General features: G+C 40.5%; 17 protein-coding genes and 2 pseudogenes. 4 read left to right on the forward strand and 15 right to left on the reverse strand.

Features of this window, described 5'->3' with window-relative positions; genetic code table 11:
• Nucleotides 1-140, forward strand: a pseudogene (locus M5F03_RS14560) (IS5/IS1182 family transposase); the annotation flags it as partial.
• Between the two features lie 555 nt (nt 141-695).
• Here the strand turns inward: M5F03_RS14560 and M5F03_RS14565 are convergent.
• Together M5F03_RS14565 and M5F03_RS14570 are read right to left on the reverse strand one after the other, a co-directional pair.
• A complete protein-coding gene (locus tag M5F03_RS14565) occupies nt 696-1,868 on the reverse strand; it encodes a hypothetical protein (RefSeq protein ID WP_111885196.1) in 1,173 nt (390 codons plus the stop codon).
• 129 nt (nt 1,869-1,997) lie between these two features.
• Entirely contained in the window at nt 1,998-2,849 is an 852-nt protein-coding gene (locus M5F03_RS14570) for an ABC transporter substrate-binding protein (RefSeq protein WP_111885197.1), read from the reverse strand.
• Between the two features lie 168 nt (nt 2,850-3,017).
• Here M5F03_RS14570 and M5F03_RS14575 point away from each other — a divergent pair, with 168 nt between their 5' ends.
• The gene (locus M5F03_RS14575; RefSeq protein ID WP_249682337.1) at nt 3,018-3,746 is read left to right on the forward strand and encodes a class II aldolase and adducin N-terminal domain-containing protein; all 729 of its coding nucleotides are present in this window, start codon (nt 3,018-3,020) and stop codon (nt 3,744-3,746) included.
• A 65-nt stretch (nt 3,747-3,811) separates the two neighbouring features.
• Here M5F03_RS14575 and M5F03_RS14580 read toward each other — a convergent pair whose 3' ends face one another.
• The 7 genes from M5F03_RS14580 to M5F03_RS14615 form a co-directional block, all read right to left on the reverse strand.
• Complete coding sequence (locus M5F03_RS14580) at nt 3,812-4,681, reverse strand: phytanoyl-CoA dioxygenase family protein (protein WP_111885198.1); 870 nt, start codon at nt 4,679-4,681, stop codon at nt 3,812-3,814.
• Nucleotides 4,682-4,700: 19 nt separating this feature from the next.
• Complete coding sequence (locus M5F03_RS14585; protein WP_111885234.1) at nt 4,701-5,546, reverse strand: transporter substrate-binding domain-containing protein; 846 nt, start codon at nt 5,544-5,546, stop codon at nt 4,701-4,703.
• Nucleotides 5,547-5,746: 200 nt separating this feature from the next.
• Nucleotides 5,747-7,255: an amino acid ABC transporter permease/ATP-binding protein gene (locus tag M5F03_RS16655; protein WP_283773903.1), complete on the reverse strand. Its 1,509-nt coding sequence runs from the start codon at nt 7,253-7,255 to the stop codon at nt 5,747-5,749.
• 258 nt (nt 7,256-7,513) lie between these two features.
• Nucleotides 7,514-8,650: an acetylornithine deacetylase gene (argE, locus tag M5F03_RS14600; protein ID WP_171319262.1), complete on the reverse strand. Its 1,137-nt coding sequence runs from the start codon at nt 8,648-8,650 to the stop codon at nt 7,514-7,516.
• A gap of 3 nt (nt 8,651-8,653) precedes the next feature.
• Nucleotides 8,654-9,634: a LysR family transcriptional regulator gene (locus M5F03_RS14605; protein WP_111885201.1), complete on the reverse strand. Its 981-nt coding sequence runs from the start codon at nt 9,632-9,634 to the stop codon at nt 8,654-8,656.
• 30 nt (nt 9,635-9,664) lie between these two features.
• Nucleotides 9,665-10,336 (reverse strand): DUF1028 domain-containing protein, encoded by a 672-nt coding sequence (locus tag M5F03_RS14610; protein ID WP_078190011.1) that lies wholly within the window; start codon nt 10,334-10,336, stop codon nt 9,665-9,667.
• A 21-nt stretch (nt 10,337-10,357) separates the two neighbouring features.
• Nucleotides 10,358-10,771: a RidA family protein gene (locus M5F03_RS14615; protein WP_249708753.1), complete on the reverse strand. Its 414-nt coding sequence runs from the start codon at nt 10,769-10,771 to the stop codon at nt 10,358-10,360.
• A gap of 575 nt (nt 10,772-11,346) precedes the next feature.
• On the opposite strand from M5F03_RS14615, the gene M5F03_RS14620 reads away from it, so the two are divergent.
• On the forward strand, nt 11,347-12,078 hold the full coding sequence (locus M5F03_RS14620; RefSeq protein ID WP_249682331.1) for a Fic family protein: 732 nt from the start codon (nt 11,347-11,349) through the stop codon (nt 12,076-12,078).
• 121 nt (nt 12,079-12,199) lie between these two features.
• Here M5F03_RS14620 and codA read toward each other — a convergent pair whose 3' ends face one another.
• Genes codA through codB form a run of 3 tightly spaced genes read right to left on the reverse strand, consistent with a single transcriptional unit; the run spans nt 12,200 to nt 15,976 of the window.
• The gene (gene codA / locus M5F03_RS14625; protein WP_249708754.1) at nt 12,200-13,465 is read right to left on the reverse strand and encodes a cytosine deaminase; all 1,266 of its coding nucleotides are present in this window, start codon (nt 13,463-13,465) and stop codon (nt 12,200-12,202) included.
• A 20-nt stretch (nt 13,466-13,485) separates the two neighbouring features.
• Nucleotides 13,486-14,697, reverse strand: coding sequence for a PucR family transcriptional regulator (locus M5F03_RS14630; RefSeq protein WP_249708755.1), 1,212 nt, complete (start codon nt 14,695-14,697; stop codon nt 13,486-13,488).
• Between the two features lie 4 nt (nt 14,698-14,701).
• On the reverse strand, nt 14,702-15,976 hold the full coding sequence (gene codB, locus M5F03_RS14635; protein ID WP_249708756.1) for a cytosine permease: 1,275 nt from the start codon (nt 15,974-15,976) through the stop codon (nt 14,702-14,704).
• A 309-nt stretch (nt 15,977-16,285) separates the two neighbouring features.
• Between codB and M5F03_RS14640 the strand changes: the two are divergent.
• Nucleotides 16,286-17,285, forward strand: a pseudogene (locus M5F03_RS14640) (IS3 family transposase).
• A gap of 249 nt (nt 17,286-17,534) precedes the next feature.
• Here the strand turns inward: M5F03_RS14640 and M5F03_RS14645 are convergent.
• From M5F03_RS14645 to M5F03_RS14655, 3 genes are read right to left on the reverse strand one after another with little or no spacing between them, the layout of a single operon-like run.
• The gene (locus M5F03_RS14645; RefSeq protein ID WP_249708758.1) at nt 17,535-20,675 is read right to left on the reverse strand and encodes an efflux RND transporter permease subunit; all 3,141 of its coding nucleotides are present in this window, start codon (nt 20,673-20,675) and stop codon (nt 17,535-17,537) included.
• Nucleotides 20,665-21,915 carry an efflux RND transporter periplasmic adaptor subunit gene (locus M5F03_RS14650; protein WP_372491157.1) on the reverse strand — a complete coding sequence of 417 codons (1,251 nt, stop codon included), beginning with the start codon at nt 21,913-21,915 and terminating at the stop codon, nt 20,665-20,667. The genes M5F03_RS14645 and M5F03_RS14650 overlap by 11 nt, the downstream gene beginning before the upstream one ends.
• Complete coding sequence (locus tag M5F03_RS14655) at nt 21,899-23,227, reverse strand: TolC family protein (protein ID WP_249708760.1); 1,329 nt, start codon at nt 23,225-23,227, stop codon at nt 21,899-21,901. The genes M5F03_RS14650 and M5F03_RS14655 overlap by 17 nt, the downstream gene beginning before the upstream one ends.
• Nucleotides 23,228-23,273: the final 46 nt, after the last annotated feature.

Below are 23,273 nucleotides of genomic sequence, written 5' to 3' on the forward strand. Positions count from 1 at the left end.
GAATTGGGGTTGAGCATGTATTTGGTAGTTTAAAAACTTTCAAAATCCTTGCCGAGCGATATCGTAATCGAGGAAAAAGACTGGGCTTAAGATTCAATTTAATTGCGGGAATCTATAATTTAGAGCTGAGCAAAAAATGAATTATGAAAGAAGTCTAGTTATTTCCCTAAAATAAACATAATACACGTTATAAGAAATCAATTTATTTTATCAATAAATTTCAAAACCTTACACAAATACAAAGAGCACTATTCTACTCAATGGTGCTTTTTCCATGGTTTTTACTGTTATAAGCCTAATTTTAATCAATATTCCACAGTTTTGTGTAATCCCATTCAAAGATAAAGCAAACAAAAGTGTCCAGATAAAATAGTAATCGATATCCAAGTAGTTATTGATATTGCAAACTCTCCCGAAACCATTTTAATTTGCGCAACAAAATTTAATGCAAATTTTCAGATAAAGTCTGATCCCGTACTTCGTGATATGAAGCTTTTCAAATACCTCCTGCTCATTTCTGCTTGTTCGTAATTCATCATCGAACTCAATATTCAGCGATTGAAACAAAATTCACCAAACTTGATACGTAAATTCCACATGTATCCTGAACAGCACTGCAAAAACTAAATTTCAGGCAGATAAAAACACCGTATAAATTGCTTTATACGGTGTGAGTTTAATCGAAAGTATCTGACTTAGAAATTGTAATAGAACTGCAGATTCAACAGTTCATGCGTATCATCATCGCCGCCTTGCGCATACGAGCTACTCGGGCCGCCAATCAGGAAGTCATTTTTACCCATAATATATTCAGCCACAAAGCTCATGTTTTTATAATAAGCCGCTACTCCCAGTAAATTACGCGATGAATCGTCATAACCGTCTTCAGACTTCACATAACTGCTGTACATGGCATACGGCATAACCGCATCCAGTTTGCCTACATTCTTAAACTTATAGCTGACATCTGCGGTATAGAACATCCCCTCATTTGCCACCATAAAATTATCATCAAATGAACCCATTAAAGATGTTTTGGGCGTCAGCGGATCTTTGTTATCCATTTCATTTTTACCCAGTGTTAAGCCAAACCCCAGATTGTTATAGCTCACATTGCCAAATACCGCCCATGCTTGACGGTCACCCGTTTGGCCATTGGTTTTGTTTTCAATATCCGACTGCCAATACGATGCACCAATGTTCCCTTTCATCGGTTCCGGCAGACTTCGGATTTCCTGCTTTACACGGCCAATAAACATATTTTGTTCATCTAAATGTGTCAGGCTTGAATCTTCAGGTTTAACGAAGTTTGTAGTGTAACGGCTGGCATCTTCTGAATAAGGGCCGCTGTAGCTGCCGCCATCTCCAGTAAAGTAAGCCAATTCCACTTGCGTGCCTGTATCAAACTTGCCTTGGTATTTCAGCCCGACATTATGTACGTCTTCTAAGCCAATCTGTGTAATGACACCGCCATAATAGTTGCTTTCCCAAAAGCGCCCCGGCCCAAACGGCACAGGCTGCAAACCTGCTTGAATCAAATGACTGTCGTTAATGTTATAACCTACATAAGCATCGACCAATGTGGAAAAATCGCACAGCTTATTATATTGATAGCAGCGATACTCTAAATGACCAAAAATTTTCGGTGAAGTATAGTCCAAGTTGATACGCGCTGCATCGAAGGTCAACTTATGATCATTTTCCGTCCAGCTTTTGTCTTGGTATTTCACTCTTAAAAAACCTGAGAGTTTTAATTCCCCTAAGTCAGTTTTTGGATCCCCAATGGATAAATCTGCAGCTATAGCAGGTGTAGCCGCACACCCCAACAGCAACAATGAAACACAATAATTTAAAGCTTTCTTTTGCATTATTTAAATCTCTATACCTGTTGTTAAGTCAAGTGTGTACTGCGGGCTTTTTTGCAAAAGCCCCTGCAGCGCTTCGCTTTAAACGAAGCTAGGAAAATATGAGAATGAAAATAGAGGATCGATCTATGCCTATTTCGGCATGTATTTCGCAATTTCTTCAGCGCTAGGCGCTTGCAAGTTGTACTTCACCAGCAGCTTGTCAAATTCACCAGACTGTTTCATGGCATCCAAACCTTGGGTGACTTTTTCCAGCATGGCTGTATCTCCCTTACGGATCGCAATACCGCCTAGAACTGGGAAAAATTGCTCTGTCGAACTGATTTGAACACGGCCTTTCAGCTTTTCTGCAGTGCTCATCGCTACACTGGTATCGTCATAATGCGCATCCACTGCTTTAGACAGCAGCGCCTGCACTGACTCAGGCGAGGTATCAAACTCACGTATGGTGATGGCCGCTTTACCCTTCGCTACACAGCTTTCTGCAGACATTTGGCGCAGCTGCTCAGGGAACATTGAGCCTTTTTGCGCAGAAATTGTTTTACCGCATAAATCATCACGGGTTTTCGGCTGATATTCAGAATCCGCCAATGCGAGCAAAGCCTCTGTCGTCATGTAATACGGAACCATATCCACTTTTTCTAAACGCTCTTTGGTGATGTATAAACCTGACATCACTAAATCAAATTTTTTCGCTTCCAAACCCGTAATCAAGTTAGAAAAACGGCTGTCGATAAAATTTGCTTGAGCATTTGAATGTGCAAAGATTTGATTGGCTACATCAATGTCAAAACCAGCAGGTTTGTCATTTTCCATATATTCAAATGGCGGGAATGTCATATCACTGCCTATCTGATAGGTCTGGCCTGCAGCTGCCGCATCAGAAGCCGATGCCGCTGATGATGCCGTATCCGCACTTTTACTGCATGCAGTTAAACCCCAAACCAAACATGCCGCTGCTACTAATGGTTTCACTTTTAACATTACACTCACTGCAATACTCCTTGAGTACTTTATGTACGTTTTAGAACTGTTATACGTGAGATTTTTCGAGATTGTAATTTTGAAATTCCTACGCAATACTCCAAAAAAAGCGATGCAAGCTTTTGATTAAACAGTAATAGACTTTTCTCATATTCTAAGCAGAGCAATATGATGAAAACAGAACAGCAAATTCGTATAGACCTCGCAGCAGCACTGCGTTTGAGTGCAAAATTAGGCATGCATGAGGCAGTCGCCAACCACTTCAGTGCCGCTGTTTCAGAGGACGGAAAATCTTTTTTACTAAATCCGAAATGGGTACATTTTTCTAAGGTAAAGGCCAGTGATTTAATCTTGGTCCATGCTGATGATGCAGGCAGTTTTGAAAAAGGCAAAATAGACTCAACCGCATGGGCCATTCATGGCCAAATTCATAAGCTGCGCCCTGATATTAAAGTCATCATGCATTTACACCCGATTTATGCAACTGCGCTTTCCTGCCTAAAAAATCCGACCTTGCTGCCGATTGAGCAAAACAGCGCACGCTACTTTAACCGTGTTTCTTATGATTCACATTATTCAGGCATGGCAGATCAGATCGCTGAAGGTCAGCGTCTTGCTCAGCTGCTGCAGACCAATACCCGACTGCTGATGGGCAACCACGGTGTACTGATCGGCTCACATGATATCGGCCTTGCTTTTGATGATATGTATACCTTTGAGCGCTCAAGTCAAATCCTGATTCATGCCTATTCCACTGGCCAAACCTTAAATATTTTGGATGATGCTGTGGCAGAAAAAACAGCGCAGGATTGGGAAAAAATTGAAGATTTCAGCATCGCACATTTCGAAGAAATGAAAGAAATTTTGGCAGCTGAAGATCCAAGCTTTATGGACTAAGAAAACTTAAACAATAAAAAAGAGCTTCAATTGAAGCTCTTTTTTTCACTCTCGTTCTAAATTCGTTAAGCCATTTCTAAACCGGCTTGTTGTACAAAGAAAGAGGCCCCCTTGGGCTTTTGCGGCATTTTCAAATGATTCGCTGTCATACGTACTTGCCCGCTTTCTTGTCCATAAACCAATTGCCCTTGGTGCACGCTTGGCAGCGGGTTATCTGACAATGCAACCGCATCTTCTGCTGCATATACCGTAATGAATAAATAACGCGGCAACTCAGTATTATTTGCACCAGATGCATGCAGCAAACGGGTATGCATGAAACAGACTGAGCCTGCAGGGCCTGTGCAAGACACAAATTTTTGGCACTGCTCCGCCTCGACTTCATCTTCCACTTTGCCTGTGAAACGGCCATCTTGCCAATGGTTATACAACTCGCCCTTTTGGCTGCCCGGAATCACCTGCAGCGGGCCATTGTCTTCTGTCACCTCACCCACCATCAATAACGCTGTGATCATGTCATCATTAGTATGCGGCGTGAATGGAAAATCTTGATGCCATTTCACAGTGGTCGCTGTATGCGGCAGTTTAGCATTTACTTTACTGTGGTGAAAACGGGTGCCGCTGCCTCCAATGAGCTCTCCAGCCATTTGCGCCATATTAGAATGAATGGCTGTTTCAAAATATGCATCTGAAATTTCCGTCGGAGAACTAACACGACGCAGTGCAGGATGTTCTGAGCTGTGATCCGCAGGATCGACATCAAAGCGCGAGCGTCCATCAATGGTTTCTCCATAAGCTTCTGCAAAGCCTCGGCTTTCGTCAATCCATGCTTCCAACTGCTGACGTAGACCCTGTAATTCCGCAGCATCTACGACATTTTCGACAACTAAAAAACCGTCACGGTGAAATTGTTCAATTTGGTTTTGATTTAACATTTGCTCATCCTATTCGCTTTTATTTATTCATGACTGCTGCAATGTCTTCTTCAGTCGGTGCTTTTAAGCCATATGCAGTCAAAATTTCTTCATATTCGCCTGAGGCTTTAATACGATTCAAACCTTCCTCAACGAGCTTATACGTTTCGGTATCACCTTTACGGATGCCAATACCTCCTACTGTCGGGAAGAATTGTTCTGTCGACGTAATCTTCACTTTGCCAGCTAAGCTAGTTTCAGCCGCTTTCATGACTGCGGCATCGTCATATTGGATTTCTACAGCATGCGCTAATAGCGCCTGCGTGGTTTGCGGCGATGTTTCAAACTCACGGATCATCAGCGCTTTCTTACCATTTGCTACACAATTTTTCGCTGAAATTTCATGTGCCTGAGTTGAGAACGCAGTACCTTTCATTACGCCCACTACAGCACCGCACAAATCATTTGGCCCTTTAGGTGCAAGCTTGGAATCATGACGCACCAGCAATGAAATATCTGTTTTGTAGTAAGGGATCATATCAATCTGTTCAAGACGCTCAGGCGTGATGTACATAGATGAAAATAAAATATCGTACTTTTCGCCTTTCAAACCAGGGATCAGATTCGCCCAGCGTGTATCCACCCAGTCGGCCTTATAGCTACCGTCAACTTCAGCAATCTTTTCCATGATTTCAACGCTGACACCGCTTGGCACGCCATCTTTCAAATACTCGTATGGAGGGAAAGTCAGGTCTGAACCTACAGTGACCAAACGTTTTTCTGCTACCGGCGCTGCCGAATCTGCAGTTGGTTCTGACTGTTTCGAGCAGCCAGCCAATAGTAAACCGCCAACGATAGCCCCAATGAACATTGATTTATTTTTCATACCCCATCCACCCAACTCTTTATGTTTATCTGTCATTTGAAGATAGAACAAACATATACAGAATCCGATTTGGATTTTTTTATGCAAAGCTTTATAAAAATAGAATTTAAAATTTAGCGATTAAAATATGAAAAAAGCAGCCAATAATGACTGCTTTCTTTAATTTAAATAGAAATACTACTTAGAGGTTTTATAAAAAGTTAATCCTTGGCAATAAATTTTTGGAACCGCTCATTATCAGACTGCATTAATGCTTCTGGTGTATCATTTAATACCACATGACCGTTTTCCATAAACATTACACGATCAGATACTTGAAAAGCAAAGCGCATTTCATGGGTCACAATAATCATGGTTAAGCCTTCTTGTGCCAATTCTTCAATCACTTTCAGCACTTCATTGACCAATTCAGGGTCTAATGCTGAAGTTGGTTCATCAAACAGAATAATCGACGGCTGCATGGCTAGCGCACGGGCAATCGCCACACGCTGCTGCTGACCACCTGAAAGCTGGTGCGGAAACTTATTGGCATGCATTTTCATACCGACTTTTTCCAACATCGCTAAAGCCGTAATTTTGTTATCCAGCACCGTACCGCGCTTGTGATACAGCGGTGCAAGCATGACATTTTCCAAAATCGTTTTATGCGGAAACAGGTTAAAGCTTTGGAACACCATTCCGACATTTACAATTTGCTGTTTATATGCAGGCGATTCATCAGTTAATTCCTGATCTTTTAAGAAAGGCTGACCCAATAAATTGACTGTGCCTTTATTCAAGCTTTCTAAGCCATTTAAAGTACGGATAAATGTCGTTTTACCTGAACCCGATGGCCCAATAACGGAAATGACCTCACCCCATTTCACTTTTAAATCAATCCCTTTCAGGACTTCATGCTCACCATAGGCTTTATGAATATCAATAGCTTCCAATGCATATTCGCCATTGCGTTCAGTATTGATCTCTTTACGCGCACGCACAGAAGCTTGCGGCAGCTGCAGCAGCGGATCATTTTCTGCCAGCATCCCTGGTTTACGGTTCGTAATATCTATACGGCGTTCAAACCAGCCGAGCAACCAGCCAAAGACAGTCACGATCAGCACATAATAGAATGCTACGGCCAGCATGGTTTCCATCACCAAAAAGTTTTGGGTATATAAACGCTGACCGACCAATAAAATTTCAGTGAGTGAAATGACCGAAACCAAAGATGTGAGTTTTACAATGGAAACATATTCATTACCCAGTGCTGGAAGCGCAACACGAAAGGCTTGCGGAATCATCACTAAACGCTGAATGCCTGAATATTTCATGCCTAGCGCCTTACCCGCTTCAATTTGCCCCTTATGCACCGCTGTTAGACCGCCACGGTGAATCTCTGCAATATAAGCCGCTTCACTTAAAGTCATAGCAATCAGACCTGCAATAAATGGCGACGCCAAAAGCACACTCGAAGCTGGGAAAATTTGCGGCAGGTTATAAACAAAAACCAGCAGCACCAGCAGCGGTAAGCTTCTAAAGAACCAAATATAAAGATCACTCGACCATGCCAAAGGTTTGAATTTAGACTGTTTGCCCAACGCCAGTACAAAGCCCAATACAATGCCGACCACCCAAACCAATACGCTGAGTTCAATGACGGTCCAAGTTGCGGCCCAAAAGTTTTTATGTGAAAACAAACTGAATGTATAAGACCAATTAAAATCCATTCAATACCCCACTCGCATGATTCTGTTCTATTTCCTTTGTTATAGCGAACTTTGAGTGAATAAGTAATTTTGAAAAATTGAGGTCTTAATACAGAAATAATTAAGCAATAAAAAAGGCCAGATAACTGACCTTTTAAAAATTTGCACATCTACGGCATTTATAATAAACACTGTAGTTACCTTTTTATAATTATCTAAAAACAAATATAAATACAAGCTTCATTTTTAAATAACTTAAGCATTATAAATCAAAGCTGATTATACCCTTAAACTCATATAAAGCTTTTCTAAGAAAATATCACACTGCTGCAGCTGATCTATATCTACATATTCATTCGGTTTATGCGCTACAGCGATATCTCCCGGGCCACAAACCATCACAGGACAATGCAGCGCCCCTTGGAACAATCCGCCCTCAGTACCAAAGGAAATATTGCCTATAGAGGTTTCTTCTGGCAACAGGCTTTGAATAAACTGAACCGCCTCAATGGTTTTGGAGGTTTTCAACCCTGGATATTGGTTGACTTCTTCAACCTCAATGTGACTGCGGAAGTCATCCTGTATTTGACTTAATATCTGCTCTTGAATAAGACTGCTGCTGTCCTCCGCCAAATGACGGATTTCATAATCCACCACACAGCTGTTCGGTACAATATTCAGCGCTGTCCCACCATTAATCTTACCCACATGCACCGTGCTGTAAGGAATATCATAGCCAGCGTCCTTATGTCCTTGTTGACGGAGGTTCTGCTGAATGGTTTGCAAAGAAGTCACCAGCTGGCTGGCCACATGGATCGCATTGACATAATTAGGCGCTAAAGCCGAATGCCCCTCTTCACCGCAGCAGCGGGCGCGGAATACCGTTTTGCCTTTATGCGCCAATGCCAACTGCATCATGGTCGGCTCACCAATCACACATAAGATAGGGGAAATAATCGTGGAAGCCAGTTGATCTAAAATCCCACGTACACCAATACAGCCTATTTCCTCATCATAAGAAATACACAAATGCAGCGGACGTTTGAGCTCTAATTTTGAAGCTTTCAACATGGCGATGATGGCACATGCTAAAAAGCCTTTCATATCCGCTGTTCCGCGGCCAATAATTCTTCCGTCTTTATGCGTCGCTTCAAAGGCTGGCGAATCCCACTGCTGCCCCTCTACCGGCACAACATCTGAGTGGCCAGACAAAAGAATACCCGCCTGATCACGCGGTCCCACACTGGCCAATAAATTAGCCTTGCTCTGTTCTGCATTAAAATTCAGTTCTGTAAAAATACCGTTTTGCTCAAATAATTTTTGAACATAAAAAATAAACGCTAAATTGCTTTTATAAGATGTTGTATCAAAAGAAATAAATTTATCTAACAGCTGTATGCTGTTTACATCAGTCACTATTTATGCCTCTTCCAGTACAGGCTTTGTCTTAATATGCGGATCAAAGAAATGCGCATCGCCCATACCGGGTATGTATTGATTGGATAGGAATGCACGGCAGCGGCTGATGAATGCCTGCGACACCGTATTCAGATTTGCATTTTTTGCAGTCGCCAAACCAATTTTCATCGGACGGTTATCGCCTGCTATACGCAAGCGGACGAGTCGTTTGCCGTCTAATGAATAATTATTTTTCGGGCGCACATTTAAAATGGTATAGCCCAGATTATTGGCTACCATCGAACGGACGACATCCACATGGCGCGAAGTATGCGCCACCAACGGGCTTAACTTATGCTTACGGAACAATGAAATAAAGTAATCATTACTGAAAGGCATATCTAAAAGCACCATCGGCAGTTCTGCCAGTTCTTCTAAAGTCACCGCCACATTTTTTGCTAGAGGATGCGCTTCACTGACCAAAACATGCGGCGGCAGCACGGCCAAAGGTTCGAAATTAATCAGGTCATGATCAATATTTAAATCATAAGTCAATGCGACATCCAATTCATTACGCGCCAACTGGCTCAACAAAATCTGCTGATCATCCTCACTTAGCTCCAAAGTGACATTTTTATATAAATTGGCAAAGCCATGAATGATTTCTGCATAAATCATGGGTGAAAATGCAGTAAAGCAGCCGAGCTTTAAGGGCCCACGGATAGAACCTGAAAAGTCAGCAGCCAAAGCATATAAGCTGCTGGCCTGACTTAAAATGAATTTGCATTCCTGCATGACTTTTTCGCCAATGCTGGTCAGCATTAAGCCTTTTGCATGCTGGCGAATAAATAGCTGTACTTGCAATTCAGATTCTATGTGGGCTATCGCCGCTGAAATAGAAGGTGAAGAAACGTGAATTTTTTCAGATGCAATAATAATGCTGCCGCTTTCAGCTGTCGCAACAAAATATTGCATTTGACGTAAAGAAATTCGATTTAACAATGCCGCGTCCTTTTCAGCGCAGGCTAAGCATTATTCGTCGCCCGGTACACCATAACTTGGAGAGCTGGATGGATCTAAAGCCCGTGCAACATAATCCTCAACTTGCGGTTCATACACTTTCCAAAGCTGATACAAGTCCTCAATTGGAGTTTCAGACCAATCAACCCGAAGATTAATCACAGGCCATTCCAGTTTATCGACTACTAGAATACCTGCTGAATGAACTGGGCCAGCTTCGCCGCCTGCATCTAAACCAGCTTGCAGCGCTATAAGCAAACGCTCTGCCAAACTGCCGGATGCCTGATGAAAAGCGTCAACCATGGCCTGAGGAACATCTTCATTTGCAAGCAGATTTCCCGCACCAACAGCATGCTCCCCTACGCACTGAGAATGAACACCTAAGGTATATTTGCCGCTAAATGCAGCAGGCTTTTCATCAAAATTTAAAACCGTCAGCTGTCGATACTCAATAAAGTCGGTATTTTTGACCAATTCAGCAATCGCATCGTCTGGCGCCAGATCATATTTGGTCATATCTAGCAAAATATTTGCCAAGTATGGATCTGTAATGTTCTGAGATGTTGCAACACCCACACCGGCCTTGGCTTGAATGCACCGCGATGCAACAGCTGGAGAAGAAGAGCTGATCGCTCCTCCAAATTGCCCCGTTTTATGACAGCGGGCAATAATTGAAAATGTCATAGGCTGCGTTGCTCCTTTTACTTAGTCAGGAATAACTGCAGTTGCATCAATTTCAACCAGCCATTCAGGACGGGCAAGTGCCGAAACGACAATACCTGTTGAAACTGGGAACACGCCTTTTAGCCATTTGCCAACGACACGGTAAACATCTTCACGGTAGCGCGGATCAATAATATAGATTGTGATTTTGCAAATATCTTCAAGTTCACCGCCAGCTTCTTCGAGCAGCATCTTAATGTTATACATGGCTTGTTCTGCTTGGCCCGAAGCATCGCCAATGCATACGCTTTCAGATGTATCTAGGTTTTGTCCAATTTGACCGCGTAAGAACACTGTGCTGCCGCGTGCGACAACTGCTTGGCATAAGTCATTATCTAAATTTTGTTCTGGGTAAGTTGCTTTTGTATTAAAAGTTCTAATGCGTGTATGTTTCATCTGAAGTGTCCTCTGTTTACTACAGTTTCAGTATGAATCAATCACTTGTGAAGGCAATTTCCCTTTTCCGTGTTAGTGCTTCAAGTTTTCCTTACTAGATATATTTTATTAATTAGCCATATAAGATGTATTTTAAATCTTGAATATTTTTATTTTATAAAATTCACCACTGCATGAAATTTTTATTTTTTTATGTGATAGATGCAGTGATACAAGATGTAGTCTTTTAAGTCGTAAAGAATTTATAAACTGGCAATAAAAAAGCTTTAAATCAATAAGATTTAAGGCTTTTTTTAATTTTGGTGGGATGGCGTCAATTGAACTCAGCTCATAACCTATTCATTCTAAAGCTATTTTATTAAATAAAAAAAATCTTTGACCCAATTTTGACCCAAATTAGATTTAGTGCATTGAATCACTTTTAAAATCTTATTCAAATCCAAATTCAGGATTTGAAGTGGCGTACTGATTATACCAACATCGAACACGCCATAAAATGATATATTATAACATATCATTTCTTTGATTTTCTTTTTTGATGTATCATTCTTTTAGATATATTCAGGGATAAGGTAATGTTTGAAATTATTGATGATTTAAAAAATAAATTAGATCAGCATCGTCCCCTATCACCTGCGATAGTAAAAAATTTACAAGAAGACCTTATTGTACGATGGACTTATCATTCCAATGCTATTGAAGGCAATACACTTACTCTATTAGAAACCAAAGTTGTACTAGAAGGCATTACTGTCGGTGGAAAAGCTTTACGAGAGCACTTCGAGGCAATTAACCATAGAAATGCCATTTATTACGTTGAAGACATTATTAGAAAGGAAGAACCTTTTTCTGAATGGCAAATTCGCAATATCCATCAACTCATTTTAAAGAATATTGACGATGATAATGCTGGCCGATATCGCCAGCAAAACGTATTGATTTCAGGTGCTACAACTACACCACCCGACTATACCCTACTCAATGATAAAATGGCTCAATTGATTGATTGGTATAACAGTGAAGCACATGCACTTCACCCTATCGAACGTGCTGCAAAAGTACATGCTGACTTTGTTGGCATTCACCCATTTATCGATGGCAATGGACGTACCTCGCGCCTCTTAATGAATCTTGAATTATTAAAAGCTGGCTATCCACCTTGTGTCATTACTGTTGAAAATCGATTAGCTTATTATGAAGCTCTTGATCAATGGATGGCTTATGGGAAAACTGACGCATTTAACCACTTAGTTTCCGATGCGGTACTCGAAGGATTTAAACCGTATCAAGTTGTTTTAGGAATTTAGGGGGACTTTGTCTTTCAAAGCTTTGTGCAACAAAGCCCTTAGCTTTTAAAACTTTAGTAAATTAGCTCTATAAAATTAAAAAACCGATGTATAAACATCGGTTTTTTAATTTTTTATTTAGTTATGCAGGCGTAGCTAGATTTGCGACTTTAAGTAAGCTCACTTGGTCCTGTTGTCTTTGCATAATAATTTTACCATTACGCACACTTAAAATAGCTTTTACTTGATTAGCAACAACTTCATAATCATTTTTAGCCGGCATAATTATAAAACTGGCAGGACGTCCGACCTCAATCCCGTATTGATCCCCTAAACATAAAGTCTTGGCTGAATTATCTGAAACAAAATCCAAGCAACGTTGTAAGTCTTCGTAACCCAGCATATGACAGATATGTAAGCCAGCATCCAGAATACGAATAATATTACCGTTTCCTACTGGATACCAAGGATCACGAATTGAATCCTGAGCAAAACAAATATTCATGCCTGCACGGTCAATTTCTGGTACACGGGTCAAACCTCGGCGCTTTGGATAGCTATCAAATCTTCCTTGCAAATGAATACTTTCTGTAGGGCACGAAATAAAGTTAATTTTAGAACGTTTTAGTAAGCGGAATAACTTGTAACAATAGGCATTGTCATAAGATCCCATCGCTGTAGTATGGCTAGCTGTTACACGTTCCCCCATACCTCGTACGTGTGCTTCATCTGCCAAAACTTCCAAAAAGCGAGATGCTGGATCATCAATCTCATCACAGTGTACATCCACCAGACAGTTATATTTTTCAGCTAAATCCATCAAGAAATGAACTGAACTTACACCTTTTTCACGGGTATATTCAAAATGTGGAATGCCACCAACTACATCAGCACCAAGCTTTACGGCTTCCTCCATTAAAGTACGACCATTTTTAAATGACTCAATACCTTCTTGTGGAAATGCTACAATCTGCAAATTCACTTTATCTTTGATTTCTTCTTTAACTTCAAGCATAGCTCGCATTGCAGTTAAGCTTGGATCAGTGACATCGACATGTGTACGCACATGTTGAATACCATGCTCAATGAGCATATCTAGCGTTTTTAAAGCACGTAGTTTAGTATCTTCAAAAGTGATCGTGGCTTTACGTTGCCCCCAACGTTCAATCCCTTCAAAGAGTGTACCTGACATATTCCACTCAGGCTCACCCGCAGTGAGTACAGCATCTAAATGAATGTGTGGATCAACTAAAGGAGCCATGACTAATTGTTGTTGTGCATCGATAGTATCTACATCAACTGTTTGAATGAGACTAGCCTGTTTTTCAATGGCTTCAAAGATGCCATTGTTGTAAATAATACTAAATAGCCCTTCTTGTTGACGTAAAACTGCATTGATAATTTTCATGTTAGTTCCTTTTAAAATAATTAATGACTCATGTGCCAGATCAGTAATGCCATTGAAGCATTTAGACGGAAATTTGCCTCAGTTAAGACCTGATTTGTCAGTGATTCAATTTTTTGAATCCGTTGGTTTAAGGTGTTTCTATGGATACCAAGTCGTTTGGCTGTATCATTTAAGTTGCCATTTTCTTTAAGCCAGGCATCTAACGTTTCGAGTAGTACAAATGGATGCTTTTTATCGCTAATGAGAATACCCAAGGTTTCATGCATGAATTGCTGCAATACGCTTTTGTTCGGAATCGCTTTTAAAAGTTTTAGCACCCCCAAATCACGATATTGGCAAATACTATTTTTCATCTGCATTTCAAAAGCAATTTCCTGAGCTTGGGATGCTTCCCAAAATCCTCGTTGAAATGCCACTGCAGAATTCACTTCATTTGAGAACCCTGCAAAGACCTTAAGTTTATTATCAAGTTGACTCATTTGATCGATCACTTCTATGAGTGATTTTTTCCACGCATCGATATCATGATCATCAAGGTTGAGTACCAAACTAAACTGATCCCCCTGACGGATGACTGGAATTTTCTGCTTCCACTGTTTGGACCATTTTTCCAAGGCTTCATAACACTGTCGTTTAATTCTGAAAAAATAATTTTCATGCACAGCATTAGTATCGGTATGAAACAAGGCATGAATATTGTGTAAGCGCAGTACTGTAATCACATGACGTCCAAGTAAGTTAATTTTTAACTGTTTGGCACGAAGTTGAATTGTATCTACCGATGGAAAATCCCCTGTCAGTAATTGAGAGATTACATCTTCACTCGATTTTTTGACTTGAGAAAACTGAACTAGCTGTGTACCAATCGCATGCGTAACTTCAACCATCTTCAAACTGTAAGGTTGCTCAATTAACGGTAAACCAAGCTCATTTGCGCGTGAAATAAGTTTAGGTGGAATTTCATGGATATATTCCTGACCTGTCATAATGACAAGCGCAGCTACATTTCGTTCATATGCCTGTTCAAGTAAACCTAAGAGATTATTTTCATCACGGGTATAGTTGATTCCCGTAACAAATACAATCTCTCCACCCTCAATCCATTCAGCGATTCCTTCATTTTCTGCTACATAGAACCAGCGGACAGGCCGATGAATATTTTCTGTTCCACCACATAATTTTAGTGGATAAAGTGAAGGTAGATTCAGGATATCTTGAACGGTCATATTCATCGCATTACTCCACTGCATTTACTTTATTTAAGACAGATGATTCCTGACGTAATGGGAATAAATAATTCAACACACTATAAGTGGTACATGCCACCACAATACCCACAATAGGTGCAATCCATGGTGATACATAGGCAATAATTGCGCCTGTGAAATAAGCAATCAAACCAATCCAGTTAAAATTAGGAATATTTGCTTCAGCTAATAATGGATATTTTCCTTTATGACGAATCCAGTAATCCGCCATGATCACACCACCAAGTGGAGGAATAATTGCGCCAAGGAGTAATAAGAACGGAATCAATAGCTCATACATACCAGCAGCAGCTAAAATGATCCCCGCAACAGCAGCTACAAGCACCATGGTTTTACGGCGTTCACTTCTTACCATATGGCAAGCAGCAGTTGAAACACTATAGATTGCTGGGCCTTGGATCGTCCATAAGTTCAGGCAAAGCATCACTACTGCAGCAATAGATAACCCTTGTAAAACTAAGACCTCTACAATATCGGGTTGTTGATAAACGATTGCCATCCAAGCGCCAGCTAGGACCATTAGACCATTACCAATTACAAAGCTCACTAGACATGCCCAAATCGCGATTTTTCCGCTCTTGGACATGCGCGTCCAATTGGTAATTTGTGTTGCACCACTGGCAAAGGTACCAAATACCATGGTAATGGCTGTTGCGAATGTGAGTGTTTCTGTCGGTTGAACACTAGTTAAACCAGTCCATCCACCAATTTCTTTGGTCGCTAAGACAATAGAAGTAACGAGCAAAATAAACATTAAAGGAATCGATACACGGGATAGATATTCAAGTCCTTTAAAGCCGACAATTGCTGTAATGGAAAAACCGAGTCCAAATAGCACCATCAAAGGAATGAGTAAACTGTCAGAAAATCCTAATATTTTTCCAAGTGAAATCGCCAGAGTTGCTGTTCCCCAAGCAAACCAGCCTAATTCAGCAAAACCTAAAATAAAGTCTGATAGTTTACTGCCCCAGTTGCCAAAGCAGAAACGTCCCATTAGAACTGTATTTAAGCCACTACGTGCAGAAATAAATCCCAAGGTCGCGGCATAAGCTCCTAATAGCAAGTTGCCTATGGCTACAATCCACAAAATATCAGTGAACTCAAAAGCTACCCCAATTTTTCCACCAGCAAACATAGTTCCTGTGAAAAAAGTAAAACTAAATAACACTAAGGCTATTGGGAAAAAGCCTTTACGTTGGGAAAGTGGTGTTTCTGTTAAAGGCGACTCTGCATGCACGCTCATATTCAACACTCCTACTATTCAATTAAAATCCTTGAGCGCTGTATTGCAAGAGCTATGCCAATTTTTTAATGCTTAAATTTATGTAGGTTAAATTGTTAAATGTGGGCAATTTGCACATATTTTTACTTTTCATGCAGAGTAAATGGGTAAACTACTGTGCTTTAATAACATTCAGTGATTTTATTTTGTGCATTTTAGAAACTGTAAATATTACAGAACATGCCGATATTAACAGAGATGGATCCGGAAATTTGAACAACTCCTATAAGTGATATTCTGCTCCCCAAATGATGTTATAAACCTCAATATATGGAGTATTTTATGGCACGTAGACCAAAAAGAAATCATTCAAACGACTTTAAGGCTAAGGTAGCACTTGCTGCGATCAAAGCAGAAAAAACACTTGCTGAATTGAGTTCTGAGTTTGATGTTCATCAAAACCAAATTATTGACTGGAAAAATCAATTAATCTCAGCTTCCTCGCAAGCTTTCGATCAATCAAAAGCTCCATCAGCCCCCCCATTGATCTTAAAAAGTTACATGCAAAAATCGGTGAGCAGGCATTAGAAATTGATTTTTTAGAAGGTGTGTTGAAGAAACTGGGCCGCTTCAACCACAAAAGTTAATCGATCACTCACTTCAGATTTCAGTATCTAAACAAGCTAAGTTACTGAAAGTCTCTCGTGGTTGTTATTATTATCGCCAAAAACCTGTTAGCTCATCAGATCTCAAGCTGATGCGATGTATTGATGAATTACATATGCAATATCCTTTTGCAGGCAGTCGTATGATGCGTGATTTGTTGAATCGTCAAGGGCATCATATAGGACGACGTCATACACGTACTTTAATTAAGAAAATGGGTATTCAGGCGTTATATTGCAAACCAAATTTAAGCCAGGCTAATCAAGCTCACCGTAAATATCCATATCGACTCAAAGGATTGGCCATTCAGCGCAGTAATCAAGTGTGGTCTACGGATATAACGTATATCCCTATGGCAAAAGGCTTTGTTTATTTATGTGCTGTGATTGATTGGCATAGCCGCAAGGTACTTGCGCATAGGGTATCGATTAGTATGGATGGTAAAGGTCGATGGGTTGATAATGTGATGGTTGAACGATTATGGCGGAGCGTTAAATATGAAGAGGTGTATCTCAAAGCTTATAGCAGTGTCACAGATGCGAAAAAGCAATTGAGTGCATATTTTGAGTTTTATAATTTGAAACGACCTCATTCGACGCTGGACAAAATGACACCAAATGAATTTTACAATGATCAGCTACCCCAACAAAACAAGGTGGCTTAACTAGAGCGGAATATCACTTATAAATACGCTTTTAGTTGTTCAAACAAGTGGAACAACCTCTAACTCAACTGATGGCTCTAGTCCTCTTATTTGTCAAGTCAATTTCTTATCCGCGATTCAGGTTAAATAAGACTTAGATTATAAAGATGAAGTAATCTCTCCCTAAAAATTTCCTTATTCTATCTATGATTAGCAGAGACGCTTGAGATAGCCTCAATATCTCTGCTAAAAATTAATTAATCTAATGGATTAAGAAACTTTCTTTTCATTTACCCATCTATACAGTACTGGCAATAAAACTAAGGTAAGTAAAGTAGATGAAATAATCCCGCCAATCACTACGGTTGCTAGAGGCCGTTGAACCTCAGCGCCTGTTCCGGTTGCCAGTGCCATTGGTACAAAACCAAGTGAAGCGACACAAGCCGTCATCAGCACAGGACGTAGACGCAAAACTGCCCCTTTCCATACTGCTTCATCTAAGCTGTATTGATTTCGAAGCTCTTTGATAAATGTCAGCATCACCAGGCCATTCAAGACAGCAACACCTGATAGTGCAATAAAGCCAATCCCTGCTGACATGGATAAGGGAATACCACGTAGCCAAAGGAATAAAACACCACCCGTTAAAGCAAACGGTACGCCTGTAAATACCAAAAGACTCTCTTTAACATTATGAAATACTGCCATGAGTAAAATAAAGATAGTCAATAAGGCCAGTGGAATCACAATTTGCATACGTGATTGAGCTGAAGCTAAATTTTCAAATTGGCCACCATATTCAATCCAGTATCCACTTGGCAGATCATAGTCTTTTAACTGCTTTTGCAGTTCAGAAACATAAGAACCCAGATCACGCCCTTCAACATTCGTTGTCACAATAATACGACGTTTACCATTTTCACGGCTGACTTGGTTCACCCCTTCAATTAGACTGACTGTCGCAACATCGGCTAAGACAATTTGCCCTCCACTAGGAAGCTGAATCGGCAACTGAGCAACTGTTGATGTATTTCGATCTTGATCAGTTAATCTAATTTCAAAATCAAAACGTCGATCACCTTCTAAGATTTCACCCACATTTTGACCACCAATACTGGTTGCCACAAGGTCTTGAATTGAACGCACACTTAGCCCATATTGCGCAGCCAAAGCTTTATTTACCTCGACATTTAGTAATGGCAAACCTGAGGTCTGCTCGACTTTCACGGCACTGCTACCCGATATTTGCTGAATGATTTTGGAGATTTTAGTCGCTTCAGTATTGAGGACATCCATATCATCACCGAAGATTTTCACACCAACATCACTACGCACACCTGAGATCAATTCATTAAATCGGAGTTCAATCGGTTGTGAAAATTCACTATTATTGCCTGGAATCGTGGCTAAATACGTCACCATACGGCCACGTAATTCATCTAAACTTTCTTTAGGATTTGGCCATTCTGAACGAGGCTTTAACATGATATAGCCATCTGAAATATTGGGTGGCATGACATCTGTTGCAACCTCGGCTGTACCCGTTCTGGCAAATACTGCCTTAATTTCAGGGAAACTCTTTAAAAGAAGCTTTTCAGTATTCTCCTGAATACGTAAAGACTCTTCTAAGCCTGTACTTGGTGAACGCAACTGTTGTACCGCAAAGTCTCCTTCACTGAGCTGTGGTGCAAATTCACTGCCGAGTTTGGTACTGATGAATCCCGTAATCACTAATAAACACAGTGCAAAAGTCAGCACAACTGCTTTGTATTGGTACGCAATATCAAGAGTTTGCTGATATTTAGCTTTTAGCCATAACATCCAACGACTTTCTTTTTCTTGAATATCGCCTTTGACCCACAATGCCACCGCAGCAGGCACAAATGTGATCGATAAAATAATGGCTGCAACAAGGGCGAGTACCACTGTCAGTGCCATCGGATGGAACATTTTTGCTTCCACACCACTTAAAGCAAAAATCGGAAAATACACCACTAAAATGATCAATTGCCCAAAAATCAAGGGACGTCGAGCTTGGCGTGCGGCTAAAAAAACCTCTTTAAAACGCTCTTGTTGAGTTAATTGTCGCTTTAACTGTTGCTGAGTATGCGCCAAACGACGAATACAGTTTTCAACAATCACCACCGCCCCATCGACAATAATCCCAAAATCTAAAGCACCTAAACTCATGAGATTGGCACTGATATTTTTTTGCGCCATGCCTGTGAGTGTGAATAGCATCGACAATGGGATCACACAGGCTGTAATTAAGGCTGCACGAATATTCCCGAGAAATAAAAACAGAATGACGATGACCAAAATGGCGCCTTCAATCAGGTTTTTTTGTACCGTTTTAATCGCCTTTTCGACCAAACTGGTGCGGTCATAAACAGTTTCAATTTTAACCCCTTTGGGTAAGCTTTTCTGAACATCTTGGATCTTAGCATCTACCGATTTTGATACCGTACGGCTATTTTCGCCCATCGCCATCATGGCAATCCCAAGTACCGTTTCCACACCGTTATAGGTTGCACCACCTGTTCTTAATTCATGACCAATGGAGACTTGAGCAATATCACCCACACGGATTGGACTACCGTTCGGACTTGCAATCATGGTGTTTTCAATATCACTGATATTATTCAAGGTACCCGGCACACGAACCGTGAGTTGCTGACCATTTTCCTCAATGAACCCTGCACCACGATTTTCATTATTTAGTGTCAATGCTTGCTGTAATTGATCTAAACCAATATTCAACTGCTGCATGCGACTAAGATCGGGTGAAACGAGATAGGTTTTATTATAGCCACCAATACTATTAACCTCAGCAACACCTTTAACTCGTTGCAGTTGCGGTCGAACAATCCAATCCTGAATTTCTCTTAAATCCATCGCTGTATAAGTAGAACCATCTACTTTTTTCGCATTCGGTTCGGCTGTAAGCACCCACTGATAAATTTCACCTAAGCCAGTAGATACAGGTGACATTGTGGGTGAAACTTGTGCAGGTAAATCAGCTTGCGCTTCTTGTACACGCTGGTTAATTTGTTGACGTGCCCAATAGATATCAGTTCCATCTTTAAATACAACAGTGACTTGGGATAATCCATAGCGGGAGATTGAACGTGTTAGCTCCAAATCTGGAATACCTGCCATGGCATTTTCAATCGGATAGGTAATCCGTTGTTCTACTTCAAGTGCTGTAAAACCATTGGCTTGGGTATTGATCTGTACTTGGGTATTGGTAATGTCAGGAACAGCATCAATCGGCAACTTCTGATAACTATAAATACCCACTGCAATCCATGTGCAGACAAACAGCATCACCCAAATAGCATTTTGAATTGTAAACTGAATAATACGCTCAAATAATCCTTCAGGACGAGGTAAATCTTGATTAATGCTCATGACTGGCCTCATCTTTTTCTAATTCAGACTTTAATAGAAAACTGCCATCCGCAATGTATTTCTGCCCTTCAGTTAATCCAGAAATGACTTCTAGCCATTGCCCATCCTGACTGCTCACGCCCACTTCTATTAGCTGTGCTTTAAGATGAACCAGTCCCTTTTCTTCAGACTCAATCACAAATACCACAGGTTTTCCTTCAACCTGCTGTAAGGCTTTTTTCTGGACTCTTAACGCTGTTTTTGCTTGTGCATCAGTCACAAAAACATTTACCAAAACATTTGGACGCAGTACATCCGCTTGTGTGGTGACTTTGGCACGCACTTGTAAACGTCCAGTTTGTAAATCTGCCTGTGAATTCAGCGTTTGTACTTTTGCTTGGTAATTTTGATCAGAACCATTGGTTTTAAAGTTTAAAATTTGCCCTGCTTGAAGATGAATATTTGAGGTATTTGGTAGATTAAATTCCAACCAAAGGTCTTTTAGATTTTCAATCACAAAAAGCTGATCCGCCAGTTGGACATTTTCACCTACCACAATGTCTTTTTGACTGATCATGCCTGGAATGGGTGCGCGAATAACAAAACGTCCATTTTGCCCAGTTGAACCTAGAGCGTGTAGACGGGCTTGCTGAGATTGCACTGTAATTTGGGCTTGGCGATAGGTATTTTCAGCACGCTGCAAATCTTGTTTTGCCGAAATACCTTGTGACCAAAGCTGTTGTTCTCGTTGGTATTCTTGTTGTGCCAAACGCAAACTTGACTGCGCAATGCTCAAATTCGCTTGTTGATCAATTAATTCAGGGATGGAAAGTACTGCAAGCGTTTGACCACGTTCCACATACTGACCAAGAGCAACATTAACTTGCTCAACATGACCACTAAAATTCGGTGAAATATGCGCTTGTTGATCCGTATTCACCACCAATTTTCCAGGGAGTATTACAAAGCTGTTTACCTCCCCCTGTGTGACTGTTTCAACTTTAAGGCCATGTTCCACCATCTGTTGCGCTGTAAGCTCTATTTCGCCTTCTTCACTATGCTGATCGTCTTTACTTTCTTTAGCATGATCATCATGCTGTTCAGCTTCACTATCATGCCCATGCTCATCATTTTTTCCATTTTGATAACCCAACCAAATCCATACACTGATTAAAGCCGTTAAGCAGATCAATACACTGATTAAAATGAGTTGAGAGATTTTTCCAAATTGATATTTTTTCACCTTATTCTCCCTGACCATTCAGCAGATTTTGAGTTTCGACAAAGGCTTTTTTATTGAGTTGGCTATAAGCATTAGATTGGCTGATCTCTTCATAACTTGTGCCTAAGCTTAAAGCCTCAACACTGAGGCCGATCTGCCAAGCTTGTTTGAGTATTTGCAGTTGTACTAAACGTAAATTTTGCAACTGAAGAGATGTCTGGTGCATATCCGTGATAGAGAATTTGCCTGCCTGAAAACCCTGTAAAGTTCGAGAATGGACTTTCTCGGAAAGCTGTATTTGCGTATTGATAGCATCAAATTGTTGACGCAACCCTTTCAGCTCATTCAAACGATTAGCAATTTCAAGAATTTGTTGTTTCAATTCTCTTTGTTGGACTTGATTTAATAACTGCTGTTGGCGCTCTGCCATTGGAATCGTATATTGCTGACGATTAAAAATATTTAAAGGAATTTCGACACCCAATGCCAAAGTCTTTTCATCCAAAGATTGAGGTGATTTAGTCTGAGTCATGCCGAGATTCAACGTGGGTTGAGGAAGGTTTTTAATTCTTAAATTCTCTACTTTTTGCTGAGATTGTTGCTTATTCAAGGCATACAGTTTTTCGAGCCAACCTTGTTGGATATTTTTTTCAACTGAACGTTCAATCTCGCTTGGCCAAACCACTTTGTTTGATAGAACACTTAAGGAAGGTTGGGAGTCTCCCCATAAATTAGAAAGTTGTCGCTGCGACGCTTGCAGCTCAAGTAAAGCCTGTTGATATTGTCTTTGACTATCTAAATGTTCAATCTGAGTACGCTCATAATCTACCAAAGCAATACTACCCGCTTGATAACGCTTTTTAGCACTGTTTAAGTTGCTTTGGCTGAGCTTAAGTTGCTTTGCAAAGATAGTCGTTTCAGTTTCAGATAATAGATACTGTGCCCAAGCATACTTCACCACCAACTCACTCTGAGCTTGCCAAAGCTGTTCTTGTAAGTGAAGCTGCTGTTCTGAAATTAAGGCTATTTTTTGATTAATCTTACGTTGGCCAAAAACATCGAGTGGCTGGCTAATACCGATACTTAGTTCTTGTTCCTGATTGGAATCAAATCCATTTTGTTCAATGGAGAACACTGGATTTTGCCACAAACGGCTGTTTTGAATATTTAATGTCGCCAATTGTTGGCGCTGTATCTGCGATTCAGACTGTGATTGATATTGCTGAACTTTGACTAAAGCATCTTGAAAATTTGAAATTTCACTTGCATAGGTATAGCTATTTTGAATACCAACTAGCAAAAGCCCAATAGCGATGCATTGACTTGTAAAAGTCATATTTTGAAAAGACATGGATATTTCCCACTAAATTAAATTTGAAAGTGGTGGGAATATTTAA

The organism is Acinetobacter amyesii (assembly GCF_023499985.1).
GTDB classification, from domain to species: Bacteria; Pseudomonadota; Gammaproteobacteria; order Pseudomonadales; family Moraxellaceae; genus Acinetobacter; species Acinetobacter amyesii.